Annotated in this window: 18 protein-coding genes; 8 read left to right on the forward strand and 10 right to left on the reverse strand. The window is 65.2% G+C overall.

Annotation, left to right across the window (positions count from 1 at the left end; translation table 11 throughout):
- Nucleotides 1-174: 174 nt before the first annotated feature.
- The 6 genes from pruA to E8L03_RS16290 form a co-directional block, all read right to left on the reverse strand.
- Nucleotides 175-3,183: an L-glutamate gamma-semialdehyde dehydrogenase gene (gene pruA / locus E8L03_RS16265; RefSeq protein ID WP_171267928.1), complete on the reverse strand. Its 3,009-nt coding sequence runs from the start codon at nucleotides 3,181-3,183 to the stop codon at nucleotides 175-177.
- Nucleotides 3,184-3,210: 27 nt separating this feature from the next.
- Nucleotides 3,211-3,768: an Lrp/AsnC family transcriptional regulator gene (locus tag E8L03_RS16270; RefSeq protein WP_144306336.1), complete on the reverse strand. Its 558-nt coding sequence runs from the start codon at nucleotides 3,766-3,768 to the stop codon at nucleotides 3,211-3,213.
- Nucleotides 3,769-3,971: 203 nt separating this feature from the next.
- On the reverse strand, nucleotides 3,972-5,039 hold the full coding sequence (locus tag E8L03_RS16275) for an EAL domain-containing protein (RefSeq protein WP_171267929.1): 1,068 nt from the start codon (nucleotides 5,037-5,039) through the stop codon (nucleotides 3,972-3,974).
- 167 nt (nucleotides 5,040-5,206) lie between these two features.
- Nucleotides 5,207-5,914, reverse strand: a complete 708-nt coding sequence (gene pyrF / locus E8L03_RS16280) for an orotidine-5'-phosphate decarboxylase (protein ID WP_171267930.1) — start codon at nucleotides 5,912-5,914, stop codon at nucleotides 5,207-5,209.
- 148 nt (nucleotides 5,915-6,062) lie between these two features.
- Nucleotides 6,063-7,229: a DegT/DnrJ/EryC1/StrS family aminotransferase gene (locus E8L03_RS16285; RefSeq protein WP_171267931.1), complete on the reverse strand. Its 1,167-nt coding sequence runs from the start codon at nucleotides 7,227-7,229 to the stop codon at nucleotides 6,063-6,065.
- Complete coding sequence (locus E8L03_RS16290; protein ID WP_171267932.1) at nucleotides 7,226-7,885, reverse strand: sugar transferase; 660 nt, start codon at nucleotides 7,883-7,885, stop codon at nucleotides 7,226-7,228. The genes E8L03_RS16285 and E8L03_RS16290 overlap by 4 nt, the downstream gene beginning before the upstream one ends.
- 146 nt (nucleotides 7,886-8,031) lie before the next feature.
- Between E8L03_RS16290 and E8L03_RS16295 the strand changes: the two genes are divergently transcribed.
- Nucleotides 8,032-8,499, forward strand: coding sequence for a universal stress protein (locus tag E8L03_RS16295; protein WP_144306341.1), 468 nt, complete (start codon nucleotides 8,032-8,034; stop codon nucleotides 8,497-8,499).
- A gap of 135 nt (nucleotides 8,500-8,634) precedes the next feature.
- Here the strand turns inward: E8L03_RS16295 and E8L03_RS16300 are convergent, their stop codons facing one another.
- The 4 genes from E8L03_RS16300 to E8L03_RS16315 form a co-directional block, all read right to left on the reverse strand.
- On the reverse strand, nucleotides 8,635-9,900 hold the full coding sequence (locus tag E8L03_RS16300; protein WP_171267933.1) for a glycosyltransferase family 4 protein: 1,266 nt from the start codon (nucleotides 9,898-9,900) through the stop codon (nucleotides 8,635-8,637).
- Complete coding sequence (gene asnB / locus E8L03_RS16305; RefSeq protein WP_171267934.1) at nucleotides 9,897-11,984, reverse strand: asparagine synthase (glutamine-hydrolyzing); 2,088 nt, start codon at nucleotides 11,982-11,984, stop codon at nucleotides 9,897-9,899. The genes E8L03_RS16300 and asnB overlap by 4 nt, the downstream gene beginning before the upstream one ends.
- Nucleotides 11,985-12,098: 114 nt before the next feature.
- Nucleotides 12,099-13,001 (reverse strand): M23 family metallopeptidase, encoded by a 903-nt coding sequence (locus E8L03_RS16310; protein WP_144306344.1) that lies wholly within the window; start codon nucleotides 12,999-13,001, stop codon nucleotides 12,099-12,101.
- 106 nt (nucleotides 13,002-13,107) lie between these two features.
- The gene (locus E8L03_RS16315) at nucleotides 13,108-13,857 is read right to left on the reverse strand and encodes a tRNA lysidine(34) synthetase (RefSeq protein ID WP_171267935.1); all 750 of its coding nucleotides are present in this window, start codon (nucleotides 13,855-13,857) and stop codon (nucleotides 13,108-13,110) included.
- A 347-nt stretch (nucleotides 13,858-14,204) separates the two neighbouring features.
- Here E8L03_RS16315 and E8L03_RS16320 point away from each other — a divergent pair, with 347 nt between their 5' ends.
- The 7 genes from E8L03_RS16320 (at nucleotide 14,205) to moaC (ending at nucleotide 21,059) form a co-directional block, all read left to right on the forward strand.
- A complete protein-coding gene (locus E8L03_RS16320; RefSeq protein ID WP_171267936.1) occupies nucleotides 14,205-15,197 on the forward strand; it encodes an ABC transporter ATP-binding protein in 993 nt (330 codons plus the stop codon).
- The gene (locus tag E8L03_RS16325) at nucleotides 15,194-15,964 is read left to right on the forward strand and encodes an ABC transporter permease (RefSeq protein ID WP_144306347.1); all 771 of its coding nucleotides are present in this window, start codon (nucleotides 15,194-15,196) and stop codon (nucleotides 15,962-15,964) included. The genes E8L03_RS16320 and E8L03_RS16325 overlap by 4 nt, the downstream gene beginning before the upstream one ends.
- 4 nt (nucleotides 15,965-15,968) lie before the next feature.
- Complete coding sequence (locus tag E8L03_RS16330; RefSeq protein WP_171267937.1) at nucleotides 15,969-17,426, forward strand: GldG family protein; 1,458 nt, start codon at nucleotides 15,969-15,971, stop codon at nucleotides 17,424-17,426.
- 14 nt (nucleotides 17,427-17,440) lie between these two features.
- Complete coding sequence (locus E8L03_RS16335) at nucleotides 17,441-18,967, forward strand: hypothetical protein (protein ID WP_171267938.1); 1,527 nt, start codon at nucleotides 17,441-17,443, stop codon at nucleotides 18,965-18,967.
- Nucleotides 18,968-18,977: 10 nt separating this feature from the next.
- The gene (gene rpoZ / locus E8L03_RS16340; protein WP_144306350.1) at nucleotides 18,978-19,190 is read left to right on the forward strand and encodes a DNA-directed RNA polymerase subunit omega; all 213 of its coding nucleotides are present in this window, start codon (nucleotides 18,978-18,980) and stop codon (nucleotides 19,188-19,190) included.
- Between the two features lie 18 nt (nucleotides 19,191-19,208).
- Complete coding sequence (gene dnaJ / locus E8L03_RS16345) at nucleotides 19,209-20,342, forward strand: molecular chaperone DnaJ (RefSeq protein ID WP_171268515.1); 1,134 nt, start codon at nucleotides 19,209-19,211, stop codon at nucleotides 20,340-20,342.
- 210 nt (nucleotides 20,343-20,552) lie between these two features.
- Entirely contained in the window at nucleotides 20,553-21,059 is a 507-nt protein-coding gene (gene moaC / locus E8L03_RS16350; protein ID WP_144306351.1) for a cyclic pyranopterin monophosphate synthase MoaC, read from the forward strand.
- Nucleotides 21,060-21,277 lie beyond the last annotated feature (218 nt).

The raw sequence follows: 21,277 nt of genomic DNA on the forward strand, positions 1-21,277 counted from the left end.
TCGTTTTTGTCTGAAAATACGACTCCTATCTGAACAAATCTTCACGAACTTCAGATGCGAGCTTAAGATGCTCCAGCGCGTTTTTGTCTTGAAGCAAGACTCCTTTTTGAAATAACTGACGTTATTTCAAAGAAACGCATAAGAGCATCTAAATCTCTTCGAGCTTAAGATGCTCTAAACCCATTCGTCGTCCTCGGCGATGGGCGTGAAGCCACGCCGCATGGTATTTTCCGTGACCACCTTGGGGTCCATGTACTGGATAAGATAGTCCGGCCCGCCGGTCTTGGAACCCACGCCCGAGAGCTTGAACCCGCCGAAGGCCTGGCGTTCCACCAGAGCGCCCACGTTGTTGCGGTTGAGGTAGAGGTTGCCCACGTTGAACTCGCGCCGGGCCTGCTCCAGGTGGCGCGGCGAGCGGGAGAACACGCCGCCGGTCAGGGCGTAGCGCGTGGAGTTGGCCCACTCGATAGCCTGATCGAAGTTTTTGGCGCGCATCACCGCCAGCACCGGGCCGAAGATCTCCTCCTGGGCGATGCGGTGCTCCGGCGTGATGCCGCCCACGATGGTCATGGGCACGTAGCAGGCGTTGTCCGTATCCAGCGCGGCCGGGGCCGTGTGCTCCACCAGGATGGTGCCTTCCTTGCGGGCGATCTCCACGTACTCCTTGATCTTTTTCTGCTGGCTCACGTCCACCACCGGGCCCATGTTGTTGCCCGGGTCCTCGGACGGGCCGATCTTCAGGGAGCGCGCGCCCTCCACCAGGCGGTCTACAAAGCGGTCGTAGATGGCGTCCACCACGATGACCCGCGAGCAGGCCGAGCACTTCTGCCCCTGGAAGCCGAAAGCGGCGTACAGGGTGTGGACCACGGCCTCGTCCAGCTCGGCGTCGTCGTCGATGATCAGGGCGTTTTTGCCGCCCATCTCGGCGATGACGCGCTTCACGTGGTCCTGGCCGGGCTGGATCTTGGCCGCCGTCTCGATGATGTGGGTGCCCACCTCCATGGAGCCGGTAAAGGCGATGACGCCGATCTCGGGCCGGTTCACCAGGTAGTCGCCCATCACGGAGCTGCGGCCGGGCACGTAGTTGAACACGCCGTCCGGCACGCCGGCTTCCTTGAACAGCTCCACCAGGCCGTAGCCGATGACCGAGGACAGGGACGACGGCTTGTAGAGCACGGCGTTGCCCGTGACGATGGCGGCCGAGCACATGCCCACGGAGATGGCCAGGGGGAAGTTCCACGGCGCGATGACCGCGGCCACGCCCTTGGGCTGGTACATGTAGTGGTTGATCTCGCCGGGAGCGCGCCCCATGCGGCGCGGGTTGTCCAGCCGCAGCATGTCGCGGGCGTAGTACTCCATGAAGTCGATGGCCTCGCCCACGTCGGCGTGGGCCTGGTCCCACTGCTTGCCCACTTCCAGCACCTGAATGGCGGCAAGGTCGATGATCCGCTCCTTGGCTATCTCGGCGGCGCGCATGATGATTTCGGCGCGCTCCTTGGCCGGACGGCGGGCCCACTCCTTCTGCGCCGTGACAGCCGCGGCGATGGCCTGGTCGATCTCGGCCGTGCCGGCCTGGCAGACCTCGCCGACAACCTCGTTCAGGTTGGCCGGGTTGGTGGAGGGGATGCGGTCGTCCGTCTCGATATCCTTGCCGCCGATGAACAGGGGATAGGTGCGGCCAAGGCTGGCGCGGCGCGCGGCAATGGCCTCCGGGAAGGCGCGGCGCGCTTCCTCTATGGTGAAATCGATGGCCGGATCGTTGCGGAAGGGGCCCACGCCCTCGCAGCTGGGCGCCGGTTCCGGAGCCGGAGCCTCGCGCTGGGCCGTGGTCACCGGCTTTTCCAGCAGCCGGTCGTGGTCGGACTCGTCGGCAAAGGACTGGCGCAGGAAGGACTCGTTGGCAGTGTTCTCCAGCAGCCGGCGCACCAGGTAGGCCATGCCGGGCACGAGGTCGCCGTACGGGCAGTAGAGCCGCACGCGTCCGGCCACGTTGAGCAGCCCTTTGCGCACGGGCTCGGCCATGCCGTAGAGCACCTGGAACTCGTAGGCCGACTCCGGCACGCCCAGGGACAACGCGGTCTCCTGCACGGCGGAGATGGTGCGGATGTTGTGCGAGGCGCAGGCAAAGTGACAGATATCGGCGTTCTGCAGGATGTAGCCGGCAACGCGCTCGTAGGCGGCGTCGGACTCGGCCTTCACGGTGTACACCGGAATCTCCCAGCCGTTCTGCTTGGCCTTTACTGTCTCGTAGTCCCAGTAGGCGCCCTTCACCAGGCGGATGGAGATGGGCAGGTTCTTTTCGCGCGCCCACTCCACAAGGCCCTTGGCGTCGGCGTCGGTCTCGCGCAGGTAGGCCTGCAGCACGATGCCCAGGTGCGGGTAGTCGGCCAGGTCCGGATGGCTGCGCAGCCGCTTGTAGAGCTCGATGGTGATGTCCTTGAGGTCGAGCTGTTCCATGTCGATGCACAGGAAGGCGCCGAGCTCGCGGGCCTTCTTCGCCACAGGCAGCAGCCGGTCGAGGATGCCCTGCACCGAGCCTTCGAAGTCGCGCGGCTTGGCCTGGGAGTAGAATGCCGAGGGCTTGACCGCCAGGTTGATCTTGGGCGCGTGGCCCCAGTCCATCTCGCCGTTGCCGCCCAGCGGCTTCCACTTGGACTGCGCATTGCCCAGGGCCTGCAGCAGTTCCATGTGCTCTTCCAGGCGGGCGTCGGCCTCGGCCTCGCTCACCGTGGCCTCGCCCAGCACGTCCAGCACAAAGGCGAAGCCGTCCTTGCGCAGCTTGTCGATGGAGTGCACGGCCTCCTTGGTGTTCTGGCCCACGATGAACTGCCGCGCCATCTTTTCGATGTTCGCGCGGATGGACTTGGCCATGATCTTGCCGCCGATCTTGCCGGCGATGCCCGCCGACTTGATGCCGAACTTCATCACCGGCGGCAGCTCGCCGCAGTCGTCCACAAAATACTCGTCGATGTGGCGGGAGAGGGAGTCCCCGTTGTCCAGGTAGGGCAGCACATCCACGAACCGGAAGAGCTTGACCTTGAAGTCCTCGTTCTTCATGGCCCAGTCCATGACCTTGCCGGTCCACCACCCCTTGTTGAAGATCGACGGGGCCTCGCCGGCGATGGAGGTGAAAAACTCCTTGCCGCGTGCCTTGATTGCTGCGTCGAGCTGGCTCGTGTCCATGACGGCTCCTGTCTGTGCTGATGTGGTTCAGTCTTCGGCGGGGTCGGCCCCGGCCAGGTATTCCTCGTCCACGGGGATGGGTAACCGCGCGGACTCCTTGAGCGTGGAAAGGACCACGGTGGTGCGCGTGTCGCGCACGCTGGAGATGCGGCCGAACTCCTTGAGCAGTCGGCCCAGATGGTCCGTGTCGGCCACGCGCACCTTGACCAGGTAGCAGTCGTGGCCTGCGGTATGGTGTACCTCCATGACCTCGGGGATGCGCGCCAGCAGCTCGCCGGCGCTGGTGTCGCCGGGCGCTTCTTCGCTACGCACAAAGGTGAAGGCGGTGAGGCCGTGGCCCAGAGCCTTGGCGTTGAGCCGGGCTTCGTACCCGCGGATCAGTCCCTTGCGCTCCAGCTTGCGGATACGCTCCAGCACGGCAGACGGCGCCATGGAGACGCGGCGGGCAATGGCCGCGTTGGTGATGCGGGCGTTCTCCTGCAGGGCGTCCAGGATGGCGCGGTCCACGGGGTCGAGCTCGCCGGCGGCTTCTGGCCGGCCGTTGCTCTCGTACAAGGTCTCTTCAAAGGCGGTTTCTGAGTTCATGGGCTTGAAGGTTATTCGAACTTTAATTGTGTTTCAAGACGAATCGTCGGAATAAATTGTTATGATCTGAAGAAAAAGCGGTATTGCGCGAGGCGCGTCGGGTAGACGGCGCACGTGATCGGCCGCTGATGAAGCGTCATGGACGAAAAAAAGCCATGCCGGAGGCATGGCTAGGGAAAGCAGGGCTGGGATAAAAAAATGTATCAGGCAGGCATGCTCACGGATGATGCAGGCTCCGGCGCCGGATGGCCGAGCAGGAACCCCTGCAGCAGGTCAGCGCCGTGCTCCAGCAGCCAATGCAGCTCGCCTTGCGTCTCCACGCCCTCGGCAACGGAGCGCACGCCCAGCTTCTGCGCCATGTTCAGCAGGTTTTCCGTGATGTTGGCCTTGTATGGGTCCACATCCACGTCGCGGACAAGCGCCATGTCCAGCTTGATGTAGTCAGGCTGCAGCCGGCTGAGCAGGTTCAGGGAGCTGTAGCCCGCGCCGAGGTCATCCAGCGCCACCTTGAAGCCGTGGTCGCGGTAGAACGACAGCACGCGCAGCAGGTGCTCGGTGTCGCGGACCGTTTCGCTCTCCACCACCTCGAAGACAATGTTCTCGGGCTGGAGCCCCACGTCGCTGATGGCCTTGAACGTGCTCTGCAGGCAGGCTTCCGGCCGGTAAATGGAGGCCGGCACGAAGTTGATGAAGAGCCGCGAGGCCACGCCATGCTCGGCGGCGCAGCGCACGGCGTTGATGCGGCAAGCGCAATCCAGGAAAAACAGCAGGTCGGATTGGCGAGCCACATTATAGATTTCGATTGGACTGATGATGGCTCCGTCAAGCCCGATGCCGCGCATCAGACATTCGTGCCCGTGGATGACGCCCTCTTTATCGGCAATGGGTTGAAACCATGAGGTCAGGCGTTTCTGGGCCAGCATATCCGTGAGCCAGCCAGCCCTGATGCGGGCCACGAGGACGCGCAAAGGCTCCATGGTCGCAAGATGTGCCACGGACAGGGCCTCGTCTCTGGGCAGGATGAAGCATTTGGTGTCCGCCTGCTCCAACGCGCTGATCGTCTCGCCGTATTCCTCGCACAGCCTTCGCAGATCACCCTCGCCAAAAGGTATCTCGTACACCTGCGGGAAGGGCGTGGTGTATTCGAGGGAAAGCCTTTCCAGCACGTCTTCGATGATCGCGCAGGTGGGCGCAATAGGCGGTACGAGGAAGAGCCGTCCTGCGGCTGGGGCGCTCTCGGGCAGACGCTCGCATCGGGCGCATTTGGTCATGAAGTCTCCAGGTGTTGGATGCCGATGTGTCCAAGGGAAAAACGGCGCAGAGCGTAATGTTGCAAGCTTGCCGCGGTACGTAGTCTATCATAAACGGGAGATGCTGCATGGTGCAACAGGGCGGCGTGGGAAACGGATGCATCAGGGGTCGGCTGAGGCTGTCTGGCCTACTCGTCCAGCTCCGCCACGATTGCCCGCACCGCCGCCACCGGATCTTCAGCGTCGCGGATGGGCCGGCCGATGACGATGTGGTCCGCCCCGGCGGCCACGGCCTCGGTCGGGGTGAGGGTCCGTTTCTGGTCGTCGCCGGCCACCTGCGGTCCGGCAGGCCGTACGCCCGGCGTGACGATGGCGAAGTCCGGCCCGGCGATTTCGCGGACCAGAGCCGCCTCGCGCGGCGAGCAGACAACACCGGTCAGGCCGGCGAGCTTGGCCAGACGGGCGCGGATCTCCACGAGCTCCTCAGGCGTCTTGGCTACACCGGACGCAGCCAGGTCCTCGGCTCCCAGGCTGGTGAGCACCGTGACGCCCAGCACGGGCGGTCCGCCAGCAGCCTGGGCCTCGGCCGCCGCGGCCATGACCTGCGGTTCGGCATGCACGGTGGCGAAGGCGATACCCGGCAAGGACTTCATGGCCAGCAGGGCGCGCCGCACCGTGGCCGGCACGTCGTGCAGCTTGAGGTCGAGCATCACCCTGCCGCCGCGGTCTGCAATTGCCCGGATGATCTGCGGGCCGGCCGCGATGAAGAGCTCCAGCCCGACCTTGAAGTACATGAGCTCGCCGGACAGGCGGTCCACAAGAGCCACGGCCTCGTCAAACGTGGGCACGTCGAGGGCGAAGATGATCCGCTCACGGGCGGGAATGGCTGCGGTCATTGTCTGATTTCCTGGATGGATATGTTTACAAGATTTGCCTCCGGCGGCTGGGGGAACACTGTTCCCCCAAACCCCCAGAATGGGGTCAAGGGGCCAATGGCCCCTTGCAGGGTGCTGAGGGACAGCGTCCCTCGGTGCCTCTCGTCAATTAACCCAGAGCCGTCCGCACAACGCCGGCCACGCGGTCCACGTCGTTTTCGGACAGGGTGGAGCCGGACGGCAGACAGAGCCCGCGGGCGAAGAGGTCGGCGCCTACACAGCCTTCGGGATTGAGGAACGCGGCGGCGTCCTTGAAGACCGGCTGCATATGCATGGGTTTCCACACCGGCCGCGCTTCGATGTTCTCGGCGTCCAGGGCCTGGCGCACGGTCTCGCACATTTCGTGGCCGTGTGCGTCGCCGGGGCCGTGGCCGAAGGTCACGCAGGTGAGCCACCAGTTGGGCGCGGCGTTCTCGGGCTCGGGCATGAAGGCGACGGGCAGGCCGTCGAGCTGTTGCATGTATCGATCCCGCACGGCCTTGCGCTGGGCCATGCGCTCTTGCAGGTGGGGGAGCTGCGAGCGGCCGATGGCGGCCAGCACGTTGGGCATGCGGTAGGAGTAGCCGATGGCCGAGTGCTGGTAGTGCGGGGCCGGGTCCTTGGCCATGGTGGCCAGGGAGAGCGCGTGCTTGGCGGTCTTGGCGTCCGGACAGACCAGGGCGCCGCCGCCCGAACAGGTCACGATCTTGTTGCCGTTGAAAGAGAGAATGCCGAAGTCACCGAGGATTCCGGTGGGCGTACCGCCGGTGGTCGCGCCCAGGGACTCGGCCGCGTCCTCCACAAGCACGGCCCCGTGCTCGCGGCAGAGGGCCTGGATCTCGGCCAGGTGGCCAGGCGGCAGCGGCCGCCCATAGAGATGGACCAGAACCACGGCCCGGACCGGAATCCCGGCGGCGCGGGACGTTTCGAAGGCCTCGCGAACGCGTGCGGGGTCCATGTTCCAGGTATCCGGGTGGGCGTCGGCGAATGCGGGCGTCGCACCCAGATAGGCGGCCGGGGCGATGGAGGCGATGAAGGTGAGGTCCGAGCAGAGGACCGTGTCGCCCGGGCCCACGCCGGCCAGCACCAGGGCCAGGTGGATGGCGGCCGTGCCGGAGTTGAGCGCGACCACGCGCCGCTCTTCCGGGTCCAGGCCCAGGATTGTGGAAACGTCGTCTTCGAAAGCCGCCAGGGTGGGGCCGGCCGGGGCGAGGTAGCGCGTGCCCAGGGCGTCGCGCAGGGAATCGAGCTCGTCGCCGGAAAGGTGCGGCGGCGAGAGAAAGATGCGTTGGGTCATGGCGTGTCGTGTGTTGAAGTATGGTCCTGCGGGGCGGTGCCCGCGGGGTCGGTTCCGGTAAAGGCGCCGCGGTCCGGCGTGTTGTCTGCGCCGCCGCGGAAAACCTGGGCTGCGGTCCGGACGAGGATGGCGATGTCCAGCCGCAGGGAGCGATGCTCCACATACCACACGTCGAGCTCGAACGTCTCCTCCCAGGAGAGGCCGCGCCGGCCGGACGTCTGGGCCAGGCCGGTCATGCCGGGGGGCAGCTCGTGCCTTCGCGCCTGGTGCGACGTGTATCGCGGCAGATACTCCGGCAGCAGGGGCCGCGGTCCCACCAGGCTCATGCGGCCGGAAAGGACATGGAGGAACTCGGGCAGCTCGTCAAGGCTGGTGCGGCGCAGGAACCGTCCCAGCCGAGTGACGCGCGCCGGATCACTGGCCAGTGCGGCCTCGCCACACTCTGTACAGGGCAGCATGGTGCGCAGCTTGTACATGGTGAAAAGCCTGCCGCCCAGGCCGGGCCGTTGCTGGCGGAAGAATATGGGTGGTCCCATGGACAGGAGCACGGCACAGGAGGCCAGCGCCAGGGCCGGAACCCACAGCGGCGCAAGGAGAAGGGCGGCTACGATGTCGAAAACGCGCTTGCCGGCCGGGTATCTGGGCGAATGCTCCATGGCTTGAATCATAGAGCGGCAGCGCACGCGACGCAATTGCGAAAAGGTTGGCGCGCTGCAGGGAATATGGTTGATTCAGTGGTTCAATCGTGTATTCTGAACAGAACTCAAAAAAATTCGCGTCGCCAAACGAGGAGATCCGCTCTATGGAACCGAAAACTATTTTGTGGCCTACCGACCTCTCCAAAAGCTCCATCGACTCCGCCAAACACGTCTTGTCCCTGTCCAGGAAGTACGGGGCAGGCGTGGTGATGCTCTACGTCGCCGTCAATCTGTGCGATTTCTTCCCGGCGTATGGGAACTACCCCAGCCCCAACGTGCTCAAGGATTTCCAAAGCTGGGAGCTGCAGCACGCCCGCGAGCAGATGGAGCATGTCTGCGAGCGCGATCTGAAGGAGTGCCCCAACCTGGAAATCGAGGTGGTGCAGGGCGATCCGGTGGAGGAGATCCTGGAGATGGTCAAGAAGAAGGATGCGGACATGATCGTGGTGGCCGGGCGTAACAAGAAAACCGGCGCAGCCAAGGGCACCTACCTGGCCGAAGCCATGGGCGACCTCATCCACCTGGCTCCGGTGCCCGTGCTGGTGGTCAATCCGGACACGCCGCCGGTATAGCCGTCCCTCTCATGCGAACGCTTCGAGCCGGGCCCTTCGGGGTCCGGCTTTTTTTATGGAAACGGAAGGCCGCATACGCAACGATGGGGCGGATTTGGGAATCTTCCGGGTGAAAAGGCGCGACAGTCGCAACAGTCAGCGCATCAGCTTTGCGTAGAGATCGATGGTCTGCCTGGCGATGGCGCGGGCGTCAAATTCCTGGACGGCCTTGTTGCGGGCCGCCTGGCCCAGGGATGTGCGCAGCTCCGGCTGGGACACGAGGTGGCCGATGGCCTCGGCCAGGGGCGGCCAGGCCCCAGCCGGAACGAGCATGGCGCCGCACGTTTCGGGCGGCAGCAGCTCGCCTTGCGGCGACCGGGCGAGCTCCCGGCAGCCGGGCACGTCCGTGGTCACCACGGGCAGGCCGCAGGCCATGGCCTCCTGCAGGCTCACGGGCAGGCCCTCGCGGTACGACGGCAGCACGGCCATGTCGCTGGCGGCCCAGACATCGGCCATGTCCTCGCGCCAACCCGGGAAGAGCACGTTGCCCAGGCCGGAGAAGGTCTTCATGTCCTCGTCGGTCAGGGAACGCGGGTTGCCGGGGTCGGGCTCGCCCACAATCAGGAAGCGCAGCTCAGGCAGGGCCGCGCCCAGGGACCGCGCCGCGAGCAGGATCTCCCGCACGCCCTTGTCGTGGATGAGCCGCGCGGCCATGGTGCAGACCACGTGGTCCGGCTTGAGCCCCAGGGACGCGCGGAATTTTTTACGGGCCGCCGGGCCCAGCAGGCCGGGACGCAGCCGCTCGGTATCCACGCCGCTGCCGCGGATGACGGCTGTTCTGGCGGAGCCGGTCAGGCGCCGGTACTCGAAGTAGAGGCGGTCGTCCTCGTTCTGGAAGAGCACGGCGCGGGCCTTGGACGCTGTGCGCGCGTAGAGCTGGTAGAAGAGCATGCGCACGGCGACGCCTTTGAGTCCGCTGCCCAGGAAGCAGCTGCCCAGGCCGGTGACTGCATTGATCAGCACAGGCCGGCGGCGCAGGGCGCGCGAGACCTTCCGCATGGCGAGCCGGCCGAGGATGTTAGGCTGGTGGGTGAAGGTGTGGATGACGTCGGGCTTTTCCTCGATAAGGATCGATTCGAGTGCCCGCGTGCCGCGCAGGGCCGCGCTTGGGGCGAGGGAACCGCGTTCCAGCGGCCAGGTCCGGATCGTCACGCACTCCGCCGCATTGTCCCGTATCCCTTCCATTGCAGTGCAGATCTCCGCGGCCGCTTGATGCAGGTGGTCCATGTGCGGGCCTTCGGGCGCGATAAAGGTCACGTTCCAGCCCTCTTCGGCCAGCATGCGCGTCAGGGGCCGGCGGAAGAGCCAGAGGTTGAGCGCGATGTGGCTGACAAGGCAGATGCGCGGCGCGGTTTGAGTCATCGGGAAGTCCTTTCTGCGTACCACGCCTGGAACATGCACACGGCCCAGATGCGCATGGCCGGCGCGTTGATGCCGGAGCGGTCGTTGTCGGCCAGGAGCCGCCGCCACTCGCTTTGAATGGCGCGGACGTCGAGCAGGCCGTGGCTGCCGAGGGAGGCCGGGGCGAGCATTTCCTCGACCCAGGGACGCAGCGGTCCGCGCAGCCAGTCGGCCAGGGGCACACCGAAGCCCTGCTTAGGCTGGTCCACCAGCTCCTGCGGCAGGTGGCGGGACAGGAGCGTGCGCAGGATGGTCTTGCCATGGCCGTGGTTCATGCGCAGGGAGCGCGGCAGCCGCCAGGCCAGCTCCACCACACGATGGTCCAGCAGGGGCACGCGCACCTCCAGCGCCACAGCCATGGACGCGCGGTCCACCTTGGCCAGGATATCGTCCGGCAGGTAGCCGAGCTGGTCGGCGGCCTGCATCCAGTCGCCGAAATCCAGGGCGCGGGCACCACCGGGAGATTCTTCGAGCCCGGCGGTCATGCGCGGCTGGGGCCACGGTGGTGTTGTTGTGGAGCCAAACTGCGCCGAAAGCGGGGGCTCGGACCAGAGCGCGGCCAGGGCGCGGTAGAAGGCCTCGCGATCGTGGGCAAGCAGCCCGCGGCGGACCTTTGCCGCCTTCTGGCGGAAAAGCATCTGCCGTCGCTCCGGGGGCAGGGCCGGGGCGATGAGCCGGTAGGCGCGGTCCAGGGCGGACTCGCCGCCGCGCGCCAGGATCGCGGCCAGGACGCGCCGCACAGGAAAGGGCACGCCGCCGATGCGCCGCCAGATGGCCGGTCCGAAGAGGTGGCGGTTGTAGCCGCCAAAGAGCTCGTCCCCGCCGTCGCCGGAGAGACAGACCGCCACGTGGCCTCGGGCCAGGCGGCTTACCAGGTGCGTGGGAATCTGTGAGGAGTCGGCAAAGGGCTCGTCGTAGAGGCGGCCCATATCCGCGGCCAGGGCCAGAGCGTCGGCCTCGGTCACGGGCAGGTGCGTGTGCCGCGTGCCCAGGTGCGTGGCAATGGCCGCGGCCTTTGCGGATTCATCGTGCTCCGGGTGGGGCGATCCCATGGTGAAGGTGGCCACGGGCCGGTCGCTGGCGCGTTGCATGAGCGCGGCCACCAGGGAGGAGTCCGTGCCGCCGGAGAGGAATGCGCCCAGAGGAACGTCGGAAAGCAGACGGTCGGCCACGGCGCATTGCAGCGCGTCTTCCATCCGCTCCACGGCGTCGTCTTCGTCAACCAGCGGATCCGCCAGGCCCGCGGCGGCGAGGCGCGCCACGGAGTAGTACTGGTGCGGCTCGGGCAGCGTCCCTTCGCGGACGTCCTGCGGCCGGATGGTGAGCAGGCAGCCGGGCGGCAGCTTGTGGAACCCGGTGTAGATGGTGGCCGGCGCGGGCACGCATCCCCAGCAGAAAAAGGAGGCCAGGGCCGAGGCGTCCAGGTTCGCCAGGCCGGGAAACTGTGGATGCGCCTCCAGCGAGGTGATCTCGGAGGCAAAGAGGAGGGCGCGTTCGCCGGCGTTGCCGCCAACGAAGCCGTAGGCCAGTGGCTTGAGGCCCATGCGGTCGCGCGCCAGGGTAAGCGTGCGCGAAGAGCCGTCCCAGTAAGCGAAAGCGAACATGCCCACGGCGCTGGCCACGGCCTTTTCCACGCCCCAGGCGGCGCAGGCGGCCAGCAGTGTCTCGGTGTCGCAGCCGGAGCGCCAGCCCTGAATATTGCTTTCGCGCTCCAGCCGGCGGCGGATGTCCATGTGGTTGTAGATCTCGCCGTTGTAGACGATCCACGAGGCATTGGAGGAGGTCGATTGAACGGAGCTTCCCGGGCTGTGTGGCACGGCGGCGCCATCGACCAGGGCCATGGGCTGCGCGCCGGCCGGTGTGGGGTCGAGGATGGCCAGGCGCGTGTGGGCCAGGCCCAGGCCGAGCCCCGGCAGGTAGACCGCGCCGGCGCCGTCCGGGCCGCGGTGGGCAATGCGCCGCGACATGGCGTCGAGGATGTCGGTATAGGGCCGGGGGTCGGCGCCCGGTGTGGCCGGGCCGAGAAAGCCAGTCAATCCGCACATGATGGCACACGTATACACTGCCGGCTCCGGCGGCGCAAAAGAAAGAGCCCCCGGCGCGGTGTGGCGCAAGGGGCTCCGAGTATCAGTAAATCAGCGGGCACGCGGCCCTGACTCTTAGTTGAGGATGTAGCGCATGGGGTTCACGGGCGTGCCGTTGAGCCGGACCTCGTAGTGGAGGTGGGGACCGGTGGAACGGCCCGTGTTGCCCATCTCGGCAACCTGCTGTCCGCGCTCCACTGTCTGGCCCTCTTTCACGTCGATGGCGGAAAGGTGGGCGAAGCGGGTGACAAGGCCGTTGCCATGCTTGATGACCATGGTCTTGCCGTAGCCGCCTTCTACACCCACGAAGGAGACGACGCCCTTGGCCGGTGCGTAGACGGACGTGCCGACCTGGTTGGAGATGTCGAGGCCCTGGTGGAAGTCGCTGCGGCCGGTGAAGGGCGAGATGCGCGGGCCGAAGGGGGAGGTGACCCAGCCTTCGCACGGCCAGATGGACGGCGTGGCGGCAAGCAGCTCTAGGTTGCCCTTGAATGCCTGCATGAGCTCCTGCTGGCGTACTTCCTCAAGCTGGACGTCGGTGTTCAGCTGGTGGAGGAAGTTGTGCATCTTGCGGGCGAGCAGCTCCTGGCGATAGACGGGCAGGTAGCTGTCGGAAAAGTCCTGGCTCTTGGATCCACCCACCGAGGTGTTGGTGTCGATCTGGTCGTCCAGGTTGATCATGACGCGGAGCTTGGAGTCGAAATCACGGATACGGGTGAGATCGCCTTGCAGCGTTTTGATCTTGCTGGCCAGAGTGAGCAACTGGTTGTTCTGTTCCGAAATCGTCTTTTCAGAGGCTTCGAGGTTGGTCTTCAGGTTGTGATAGGTGCTGAAGTACCTGAAAAAATGGACGTTCGCAGCAATGAGCACAGCGAACAGTCCAAAAAGGGCGAAGAAAATCCAACCACGAAGGCGAAGGGTCCTGCAGGCCCCTTCATTATCTTTGAAAACGACAATGTGGTATTTTCTAAGAAGCATTGGGTGGTGCGTGTCTCCGGTTGGCTTGCATCAAGCTGAATTTAAGTGCGGCTTCCTTCAACCTGCGCCGGAACGAGGCAACGGAAAATTACCCAGCAGTGGCTAGTCAGTAATGCAAATCAATGGTATGGTCAAGAGCTGACCTGCGCAGTGCGTTGAGCACATTGTTCTTTTTCCGCGCATCGTTACCACATTCTTTGCAAAACCATTCAAATGTTCGGGTACGATTGCTCGTGGCCGCAGACGGGCAGGGGTTCTCTTCCACGGGAAGCGCCCATTTGCGAGCCGCGCGCTTGATTATGCATTTTTCGAGCCATAAAAGTGGACGGATGACCATGAGCCGACCGTCGAAAAATGATTCGATGGGCGAGAGGGTCTCCACCCGGCCGCCCTGGAAGAGATTCATGAAAAATGTGGATACGAGGTCGTCCGCGTTGTGCCCGAAAGCGAGGTGGGTGAGGTCGTAGTCGCGGCAGAGCTCGAACAGTCGGGTGCGGCGGCGCTTGCTGCACAGAAAGCAGGCGGAGTTCTTGCGGTTCCGGTCGGAGTGCGCCTCCAGGCCGTGGTCGGTGAGCTCCGTGTGCACGGCCACGCCCTTTTCGATGGCGAAACGGGCCACATGCTTGTGAGCCTCGGGGTCGAACCCGGGGTTCAGGCTCAGGGCCATGAGCTCGATGCGGAAAGGCAGGATGCGCTGGCGGTGCAGCAGGACTTCGAGCAGGGTGAGGCTGTCCACGCCGCCGGACACGGCCACGCCGATGCGCGAGCCGGGCTGGATCATGGAAAGCTGCTGCATGAGCTTGCCTGCCGAGGCGATGCAGTTCTTCTGTGCGTATGTGAGCTTGTTGCGGGACATGCGGCTTATTACAAGTGGTTAAGGAAAGGGTATCCGTCGCGTCAGCGCCTTGACGCTGAAAATGGTCGGGAGTAAGTCTGCGACGTTCCGCCTGTGGTCTGCGGATCGGGCTTGTTCACATCAAGGTTGAGACGCGCCACGGTGTGGCAGGGGCCTCGGGGCGGTTTCCCGCACGCCTCTGCAGGCGAGCGGCGTTGCCGCCGGCGAAGATGTAGGCACTTTTTTCACCAAGGGCAAGGGGCGTCAGGGCCCGAAACTCCGCCCACGTCCGGACCTCCACCCCAAAAACCCGTTACACGATCATCTGTTCCATCAAAAGACCCTGATCGGAAGGACAGGAACGAGGCATGCTCGAAGTCCTCAACCTTTCCCACACGTACGGCTCCACGCGCGTTCTGCACGACGTCAGCTTCACCGTGGCCGAGGGCGAGATTCTCGGTCTGCTGGGGCCCAACGGGGCCGGCAAGTCCACCACCATGCGCATCCTCACGGGGTATCTGCAGCCATCCTCCGGGCGCGTGCTCTTTGCCGGCAAGGACATCCAGAAGGAACCGCTGGCCTTGCGCTCGCAGCTTGGCTACATGCCGGAGAACGTGCCGCTCTACCCGGAGCTGACGGTGGAGGAGCACCTTGTCTGGACCGCACGGCTCAAGGAGGCGGCCGACGCCAAGGGCGATACGGCCGCAGTTATGGAGCGCTGCCGGCTGACCGAGGCGCGGGGCAAGCTTGTGCGCCATCTATCGAAAGGTTTCCGCCAGCGCGTGGGGCTGGCCCAGGCCATCCTGGGGCCCACGCGGCTGCTCATTCTGGACGAGCCCACGGCCGGGCTGGACCCGCAGCAGATACGCGAGATACGCGACCTCATTCGCGAGCTGGGCAAGGATAAGACCATCCTTCTCTCCACGCACATTTTGCCCGAGGTGGAGCTGACCTGCGACCGCGTGCTGATCATCAATGAGGGACGCATTGTGGCAGAGGGCACCCCCGGCGGCCTGGTGGATACCTTCGGCCGCCACGGTAGCCACATCATCCGGCTGGACGTGGATCAGGCCGATGCGGGCGAGGCTCTGAAGACCCTCGATGCCCCGGCGTGGGTGCGCTCTGTCGAAGTATCCTATGAGCAGTACGGCGAGGGCGCCTTTACGGTGACCACGGACGGCGCAGCCGATCGCCGTGCAGACATCATTCGCCTGGCAACCCAGGCCGGGTACGGCGTGCTGGAGTTCAAGCCGGCCGGCGCAGGGCTGGAGGACGCCTTCGTGAACCTGGTGCACCGGCAGGCCGGCCTTGCCGAGAACGGCGGTGAAACCCAGGCAGGCGCGCAAGGGGCCGGATCATGAAGAAGACGTTGCTTCTTGCGTACAAGGATCTGGCCATATACTTCCGCTCCCCCCTGGCATATGTGCTGATGGCCTTCTTCCTGCTGGCCAGCGGCTACTTTTTTGTCGTGGGCGTGGGGTTCTACGAGATGCTTTCCATGGAGGCCATGCGCTCGCCCGAGGTGGCGGACTTCACCCTCATGGAGCTGGTGGTCGGGCCGCAGCTGCAGAACGCGGGCATCATCCTGCTGTTCTTCCTGCCGCTTCTGACCATGCGCGGCTTCAGCGAAGAGAAGCGCATGGGCACCTTCGAGATGCTGATGAGCTACCCGGTGCGCGAGTGGGAGGTGGCGGCCGGCAAGCTGGTTGCGCTGCTGGGGTTCCTGGCCGCGGCCATCGGCGTTTCCGCGTTGTGCAGCGCCGGGCTGCTCTTCATGTTCTCCAGGCCGGAGATCGCGCCAATGCTGGTGGGGTATCTGGGCCTGTTGCTCCTGGCGTTGGCCTTCTGCTCCCTGGGCCTGTTCCTCTCGTCGCTCACGGAGAATCAGGTGGTGGCCGCGGTGGCCACCTTTGTTGCGCTGCTCCTGCTCTGGGTGCTCTCCTGGCTCAAGGACGCCGCGCCGGCAGGGGCCAAGCCGGTCCTGGCCAACCTCTCCATGCTCACGCACTTCGAGCCCTTCACCAAGGGCGTGCTCGGCGGGAGCGACGTCATCTTCTTCGTCACCTTCATCGCGGGCTTTTTCTGGCTCACGGTGCTTTCGCTGGAGAACCAGCGGTGGAGGGCGTAGCGGCATGCTGAAACGACTTTCCATGACCGTGCTGACGGGCATAGTGGCCGTGGCGCTGCTGATGGGGCTCAACGTACTGGCCGCCAAGCACGACTGGCGCTGGGACGCGACCTCGAACAAGCGCTACTCCCTGAGCGAGACAACAAAAGCCGCATTGGCTTCGCTGACCGGACCGGTCCATGCCGTGGCGTTCTTCCGGCCTTCGGAAGGTTCCAGCCAGACCGAGGATATGCTGGAGCTCTTTGCCCAGCAGAGCAAGCAGTTCACCTACGAGATAGTGGACCCGGACCGCGCGCCCTTCCGCGCCAAGCAGATGGACGTGCGCCAGTCCGGCGCCGTGGTGGTGGAGTCCGACGGCCGGAGCGACAAGGTTGTGTTCCCGGACGAGCAGGCTCTGGTGAACGCGGTGGTCAAGGCGACCTCGCGGCGCAAAAGCGTGGTGCGGGTGGTCACTGGCCACGGCGAGCTGGATGTGGACGCCCCGGGCGGCCACGGCGCGACCACGCTCAAGAAACTGCTCACGGACCAGGGCGGCACGGTGCAGCCCATCACCCTGGCCAAGACAAAAACCGTGCCTGATGATGTGGACCTGCTGCTCATCCTGGGGCCGACGGACAACTACCTGGACCACGAGATCAAGGTGCTGGACGAGTACGTGGACCGCGGCGGCCGGGTGCTGGTCGCCCTGGCTCCGGAGACGCCCACCAACCTGGACGCCTGGATCACGAAACAGTTCGGCCTGAAGATGCCAAGCGGCTTTGTGGTGGACACCCTGAGCCAGGCCATGACCGGCGACGCCATGACGCCGCTGGCGCAGAAGTACTCGCGCATGCCCATCACCCGGGACTTCGCGCTGATGACGCTCTTCCCCACCTCCGGCGCGCTGCTGGCCGCCGATGGCAACGCCGCTACGGCGAAGAATGCGACCGAACCGCAGGGGCTGGCCTTCAGCGGGGAGCAGACCTGGCTGGAGACCAACATCCAGGGGCTGCATCAGGGCACGGCCGCGTTCAACCCCGGCGAGGACACCATGGGACCGTTCTGGCTGGGAGCCGTATATGAAGGACCGGCGCGCGGCGCCGGGTCCGCCAATGCAACGGCGGCTGCTCCGGCAGCACAGGCCAACGCCACCAATGCGACGGTATCCAAGGCGCCGGAGACGCGCGGCGTGTTTTTTGCTGACCAGGATTTCCTCAGCGACGACTTCATCGTCATCGGCGGAGACAAGGACCTGGCGCGCAACAGCCTCAACTGGCTGCTGGAGCATGAGTCGTTGATCAGCGTGAACAAGCCCAGACCCGTGGCCGCGTTCCTGGTGATGACGCCGCTGCAGCGCGCGGTGATGACCTATGTGCCTGTGGTGATCGCGCCGCTCGCGTGCATCATCCTGGCTATCGTGGTGGCGATGCGCCGCCGCCGTCCGCGGTATCAGCGGAATCCGGGCAACTCAGGCAAGGCGTAGGGGGAGCGCAGAACATGCGACGCGTGCTCTACCTGACAATTCTGGCTGTGGCTGTGTGGGTTCTGGCGGTGTGGCTGCCTGGCGAGACGCCCCAGAAAACCGAGCCCGGCGTGCCCGAGCCCTTGGGCGGGGAAAGCGCCGTGGATACCGGACCGTGGATTGATTTTTCCGACGGCGCCGTGGACCGCGTGGTGATTCGCAAGCCGGCCGGCGACGTGACGCTGTTCAAAAAGGCCGGCGAGTGGTTCGTGACCCCGCCCGGCGGGCAGACGGTGCGGGCGGAGCGCGACAAGGCCGAGGCCCTGACGGCGTTCCTGCGTGGCCACCCGCCGCTGCGGCGTCTTGCAGTGGACGGCGAGGACTTGGCCGGGTATGGGGTGGACAACGCCACACGAGGTATTAGTGTCTTCGCCGACGGGATGGAATTCTCCCTCACGGTTGGCGGAATGAACCCGACCGGAGACGGTGTCTACGCACTGGCGGACGGTCCGGCCCCGGAGGCGGAGTTGCAGGGCCCGGCAGGCCGGAACCACGGCGAAGTCCTGCTGCTGGACTCATCATACGCGAGCCGTCTGGCCGGTAGCGCGGATACGTTTTTCGATCTCCGCGCCCTGGACATGAACCGCAAGGCCCTGGCCTCCATCCGCCTGGAGGGACCGGGCGAAGGGAAGCGGGCCGAGCGCTGGGAGATTTCATTTGACGCGGACAACGCCACCCAGGCGTCGTTCACGTGGCCGGAGACCTTGAAGAGTAAGGCCGTTTCGAATATGGAAGCGGACTCCTACGCCACGCGTCTTCTCGATCTGAAGGGGACGCGGTTCTTCGAGCCCGCGGCGCAGGCGGGCATTGTGGAAGAGCCGGTCTTCGATATATACGTGCGGCGTCGCGGCAACGACACGCCGGAGCGGCTGGCTTTCTCCGTGTACCGGCCCAAGGACGCCGATCCGCTGGACGGCACCAACGCCACGTTCGTGCTGCAGTCGGACTGGCAGACCATGCCGATGGTTGTGGCGGCCAAGGATGTGGACGCGATGCTGCGCACGGCGTTCTCCCTGCGCGAGCGGTCCATCATGCATTTCGCCGCGCACGACGTCACGCGCATCGAAGCGTCGTATGTGGAGCCCGGACGCGGCGTGCAAAACGCCACGGTAGAGCGGCAGGACAAAGTCTGGATGCTGGACGGTCCGGACGGCGGCCATAAGCTCGGCGAGCTGGGCATGGCCGTCTGGAAGCTGGCGGACCTGCGCTACACGGACGAGCCGCGGGATGTGCTGCCGGCCGACGCCCGCCGGTTTCTCGTGCTCCGGGTGTTCGACACGGGGCTGGACGTGAACGGGCTGCAAATTTTCTGGTACGAGCTGCCTTCCGGGGTGGGCACGCTCGTTTCTCTTGGCGGGGACGATGGTCCCTGGTACCCCGTGGGCGAGGGCGGACAGCGCCTCGCCGATGAACTGACCGGTCAACTATTCGAGGAAGGCGCGGCCGCAGGGCCGGAGGACGCTCCGGAAAACGCCGCGAACGCTTCCGCAACATCACCATAAGGAGCCAGACATGGCACGTATCACAGTTGAAGATTGTCAAAAGCAGGTGGACAACCGCTTCCTGCTCGTCCAGATGGGCATCAAGCGTGTCCAGCAGTACCGCGAGGGCTACGAGGCGCTCGTTTCCTCGAAGAACAAGGAAGTGGTCAACGCCTTGCGCGAGATTGCCGACGGCAAGGTGCTGGTGGTTGAACCCGAAGCCCCTGAAGAGGCAACTGCGTAACCGGACGCCATGGACACGATGACTTCCAAACGCGACTACTACGAGGTGCTGGGCGTTTCCCGCGAGGCGTCCGAGGACGAGATCAAACGGGCGTACCGCAAGCTCGCCTTCGAGAACCACCCGGACCGCAATCCGGACGACGCTGAGGCCGAGAACCGGTTCAAGGAAGCGGCAGAAGCCTACGAGGTGTTGCGCGATTCGCAGAAGCGCCAGCGCTATGACCAGTTCGGCCACGCCGGCGTGGGCAACGGCGGTTCCGGCGGCTTCGGCGGCTTCAACTCCAACGAAGACATTTTCAGCGCCTTTGGCGACATCTTCAGCGAGTTCTTCGGGTTCGGCGGCGGCGCTCGCAGCCACGGCCCCAGGCCGCGCGCCGGCATGGACCTGCGCTACAATCTCACCATCACCTTCCGCGAGGCGGCCAAGGGGGTGGAGCAGACCATCACCATTCCCAGGGACGAACCCTGCGAGGAGTGCGACGGCAGCGGCGCGGCTCCCGGTACCAGCCCGGAGACCTGCAAGCACTGCGGCGGCGCCGGGCAGATCCACCAGTCCCAGGGCTTCTTCCGCATCGCGGTCACCTGCCCGGTGTGCCGCGGCGAGGGTGTTGTCATTACGGATCCCTGCCCGAAGTGCCGGGGACGCGGCACCAATGCGGTCATGCGCGACCTGAGCGTGCGCATTCCGGCCGGTGTGGACGACGGCAGCCGCCTGCGCCTGCGCGGCGAGGGCGAGCCCGGAGAGCACGGCGGCCCTCCCGGCGACCTCTATGTGGTCATCCATGTGGAGGAGGACAAGACCTTCGAGCGCCAGGGCCAGGACCTGGTCTACGCCACCTCCGTTTCCATGGTGGATGCGGCGCTGGGCAAGAAGATCGAGGTGCCCACCCTGGACGAGCCCGTGACCATGGAGATTCCGCGCGGCACGCAGTCCGGCGAGGTTTTCAAGCTCAAGGGCAAGGGCCTGCCGTACCTGGGCTCCGAGCACAAGGGCGACCTGCTGGTGGAGGTTACGGTGAAGACACCCTCCCGCCTGAGCAAGAAGCAGGAAGAGCTGCTGCGCGGGTTCAAGAAGCTCGAAAAGAACAAGCCCATGAACAAGGTGAAGAACTTCTTCAAGAAGGAAGACAAGGCAGTGGGCGACGAGGAGTAGAAGCGGCCTCAGCAATGCCCGTGCATCCTGTGGCGGCGTCAGGCTCACTCCGCTCGAAGGTCGAATATTGGTGTATGCACTCCCTCCGCGCGGAGTTCGCCTTCCTTGCCATAGAACACAATGCCTATTGTTGAGACGACTTCATATTTGTCCCGATCCGGCTCTTCCACTCCATCGTACCTGGAGCCAACCCGAACCCAGCAGGTACCCATGTCCGGATTCTCCCATATAGATGAGCAGGGCCGCGCGCGCATGGTGGACGTTGCCGGCAAGAACGTGACCCAGCGCCGCGCCATCGCCGGCATGCAGGTGCGGCTCTCGGCCGAGACATTCCGCCTTCTGAAGGAGCAGGCCCTGCCCAAGGGCGACGCCATGGCCACGGCGCGTATCGCCGGCATCCAGGCCGGCAAGCTCACGGCGCAACTCATTCCGCTGTGCCACCCGCTGCCGCTCAGCTTCCTGGACGTGTCATTCGGGTTGGACGAGGCGCGCTCCACCGTGCTGGTGAAGGCCGAGGCGCGCACGGCCGACCGCACCGGTGTGGAGATGGAGGCCATGACCGCGGCCTCCGTAGCCGGCCTGGCCCTGTACGACATGTGCAAGGCCGTGCAGAAGGACATCGTGCTCGGCGAGCTCAAGCTGCTCTACAAGAGCGGCGGCAAGAGCGGGGAGTTCAAGAGCCCGGAGTGGGCCGAGTGGGAGTCCGTGGGCGAGTAGAAACCGTCTCCACAATGCCCTTGTGCCCTGCGGCGGCGTCAGGCTCGCTGTTGTATATGCTTCTCTCCGCGCAAAACCTCGCCCTCCTTGCCGCAGAACACAATTTCAATTGTGGATGCAGTTTCTGAGAGCTGAAAATCATATTGATTTTTCAAGGTGAAAGGCGGCTGTCCCGATTGGGGCGGCCGCCTTTTTTCGTGTGCTGGGGGCTGGCGGGG

Origin of the sequence: Oceanidesulfovibrio marinus (assembly GCF_013085545.1) — a bacterium.
Classification (GTDB): Bacteria; Desulfobacterota; Desulfovibrionia; order Desulfovibrionales; family Desulfovibrionaceae; genus Oceanidesulfovibrio; species Oceanidesulfovibrio marinus.

Bases quoted from the DNA above. Each gene is read 5' to 3' on its own strand.
- E8L03_RS16315 (WP_171267935.1), bottom strand. From the start codon at position 13,857: ATGTCCCGCAACAAGCTCACATACGCACAGAAGAACTGCATCGCCTCG.
- E8L03_RS16295 (WP_144306341.1), top strand. From the start codon at position 8,032: ATGGAACCGAAAACTATTTTGTGGCCTACCGACCTCTCCAAAAGCTCC.
- E8L03_RS16285 (WP_171267931.1), bottom strand. From the start codon at position 7,229: ATGACCCAACGCATCTTTCTCTCGCCGCCGCACCTTTCCGGCGACGAG.
- E8L03_RS16330 (WP_171267937.1), top strand. From the start codon at position 15,969: ATGCTGAAACGACTTTCCATGACCGTGCTGACGGGCATAGTGGCCGTG.
- dnaJ (WP_171268515.1), top strand. From the start codon at position 19,209: ATGACTTCCAAACGCGACTACTACGAGGTGCTGGGCGTTTCCCGCGAG.
- E8L03_RS16325 (WP_144306347.1), top strand. From the start codon at position 15,194: ATGAAGAAGACGTTGCTTCTTGCGTACAAGGATCTGGCCATATACTTC.
- E8L03_RS16275 (WP_171267929.1), bottom strand. From the start codon at position 5,039: ATGACCAAATGCGCCCGATGCGAGCGTCTGCCCGAGAGCGCCCCAGCC.
- E8L03_RS16270 (WP_144306336.1), bottom strand. From the start codon at position 3,768: ATGAACTCAGAAACCGCCTTTGAAGAGACCTTGTACGAGAGCAACGGC.
- E8L03_RS16320 (WP_171267936.1), top strand. From the start codon at position 14,205: ATGCTCGAAGTCCTCAACCTTTCCCACACGTACGGCTCCACGCGCGTT.
- asnB (WP_171267934.1), bottom strand. From the start codon at position 11,984: ATGTGCGGATTGACTGGCTTTCTCGGCCCGGCCACACCGGGCGCCGAC.
- E8L03_RS16335 (WP_171267938.1), top strand. From the start codon at position 17,441: ATGCGACGCGTGCTCTACCTGACAATTCTGGCTGTGGCTGTGTGGGTT.
- pruA (WP_171267928.1), bottom strand. From the start codon at position 3,183: ATGGACACGAGCCAGCTCGACGCAGCAATCAAGGCACGCGGCAAGGAG.
- rpoZ (WP_144306350.1), top strand. From the start codon at position 18,978: ATGGCACGTATCACAGTTGAAGATTGTCAAAAGCAGGTGGACAACCGC.
- E8L03_RS16310 (WP_144306344.1), bottom strand. From the start codon at position 13,001: ATGCTTCTTAGAAAATACCACATTGTCGTTTTCAAAGATAATGAAGGG.
- moaC (WP_144306351.1), top strand. From the start codon at position 20,553: ATGTCCGGATTCTCCCATATAGATGAGCAGGGCCGCGCGCGCATGGTG.
- E8L03_RS16300 (WP_171267933.1), bottom strand. From the start codon at position 9,900: ATGACTCAAACCGCGCCGCGCATCTGCCTTGTCAGCCACATCGCGCTC.
- pyrF (WP_171267930.1), bottom strand. From the start codon at position 5,914: ATGACCGCAGCCATTCCCGCCCGTGAGCGGATCATCTTCGCCCTCGAC.
- E8L03_RS16290 (WP_171267932.1), bottom strand. From the start codon at position 7,885: ATGGAGCATTCGCCCAGATACCCGGCCGGCAAGCGCGTTTTCGACATC.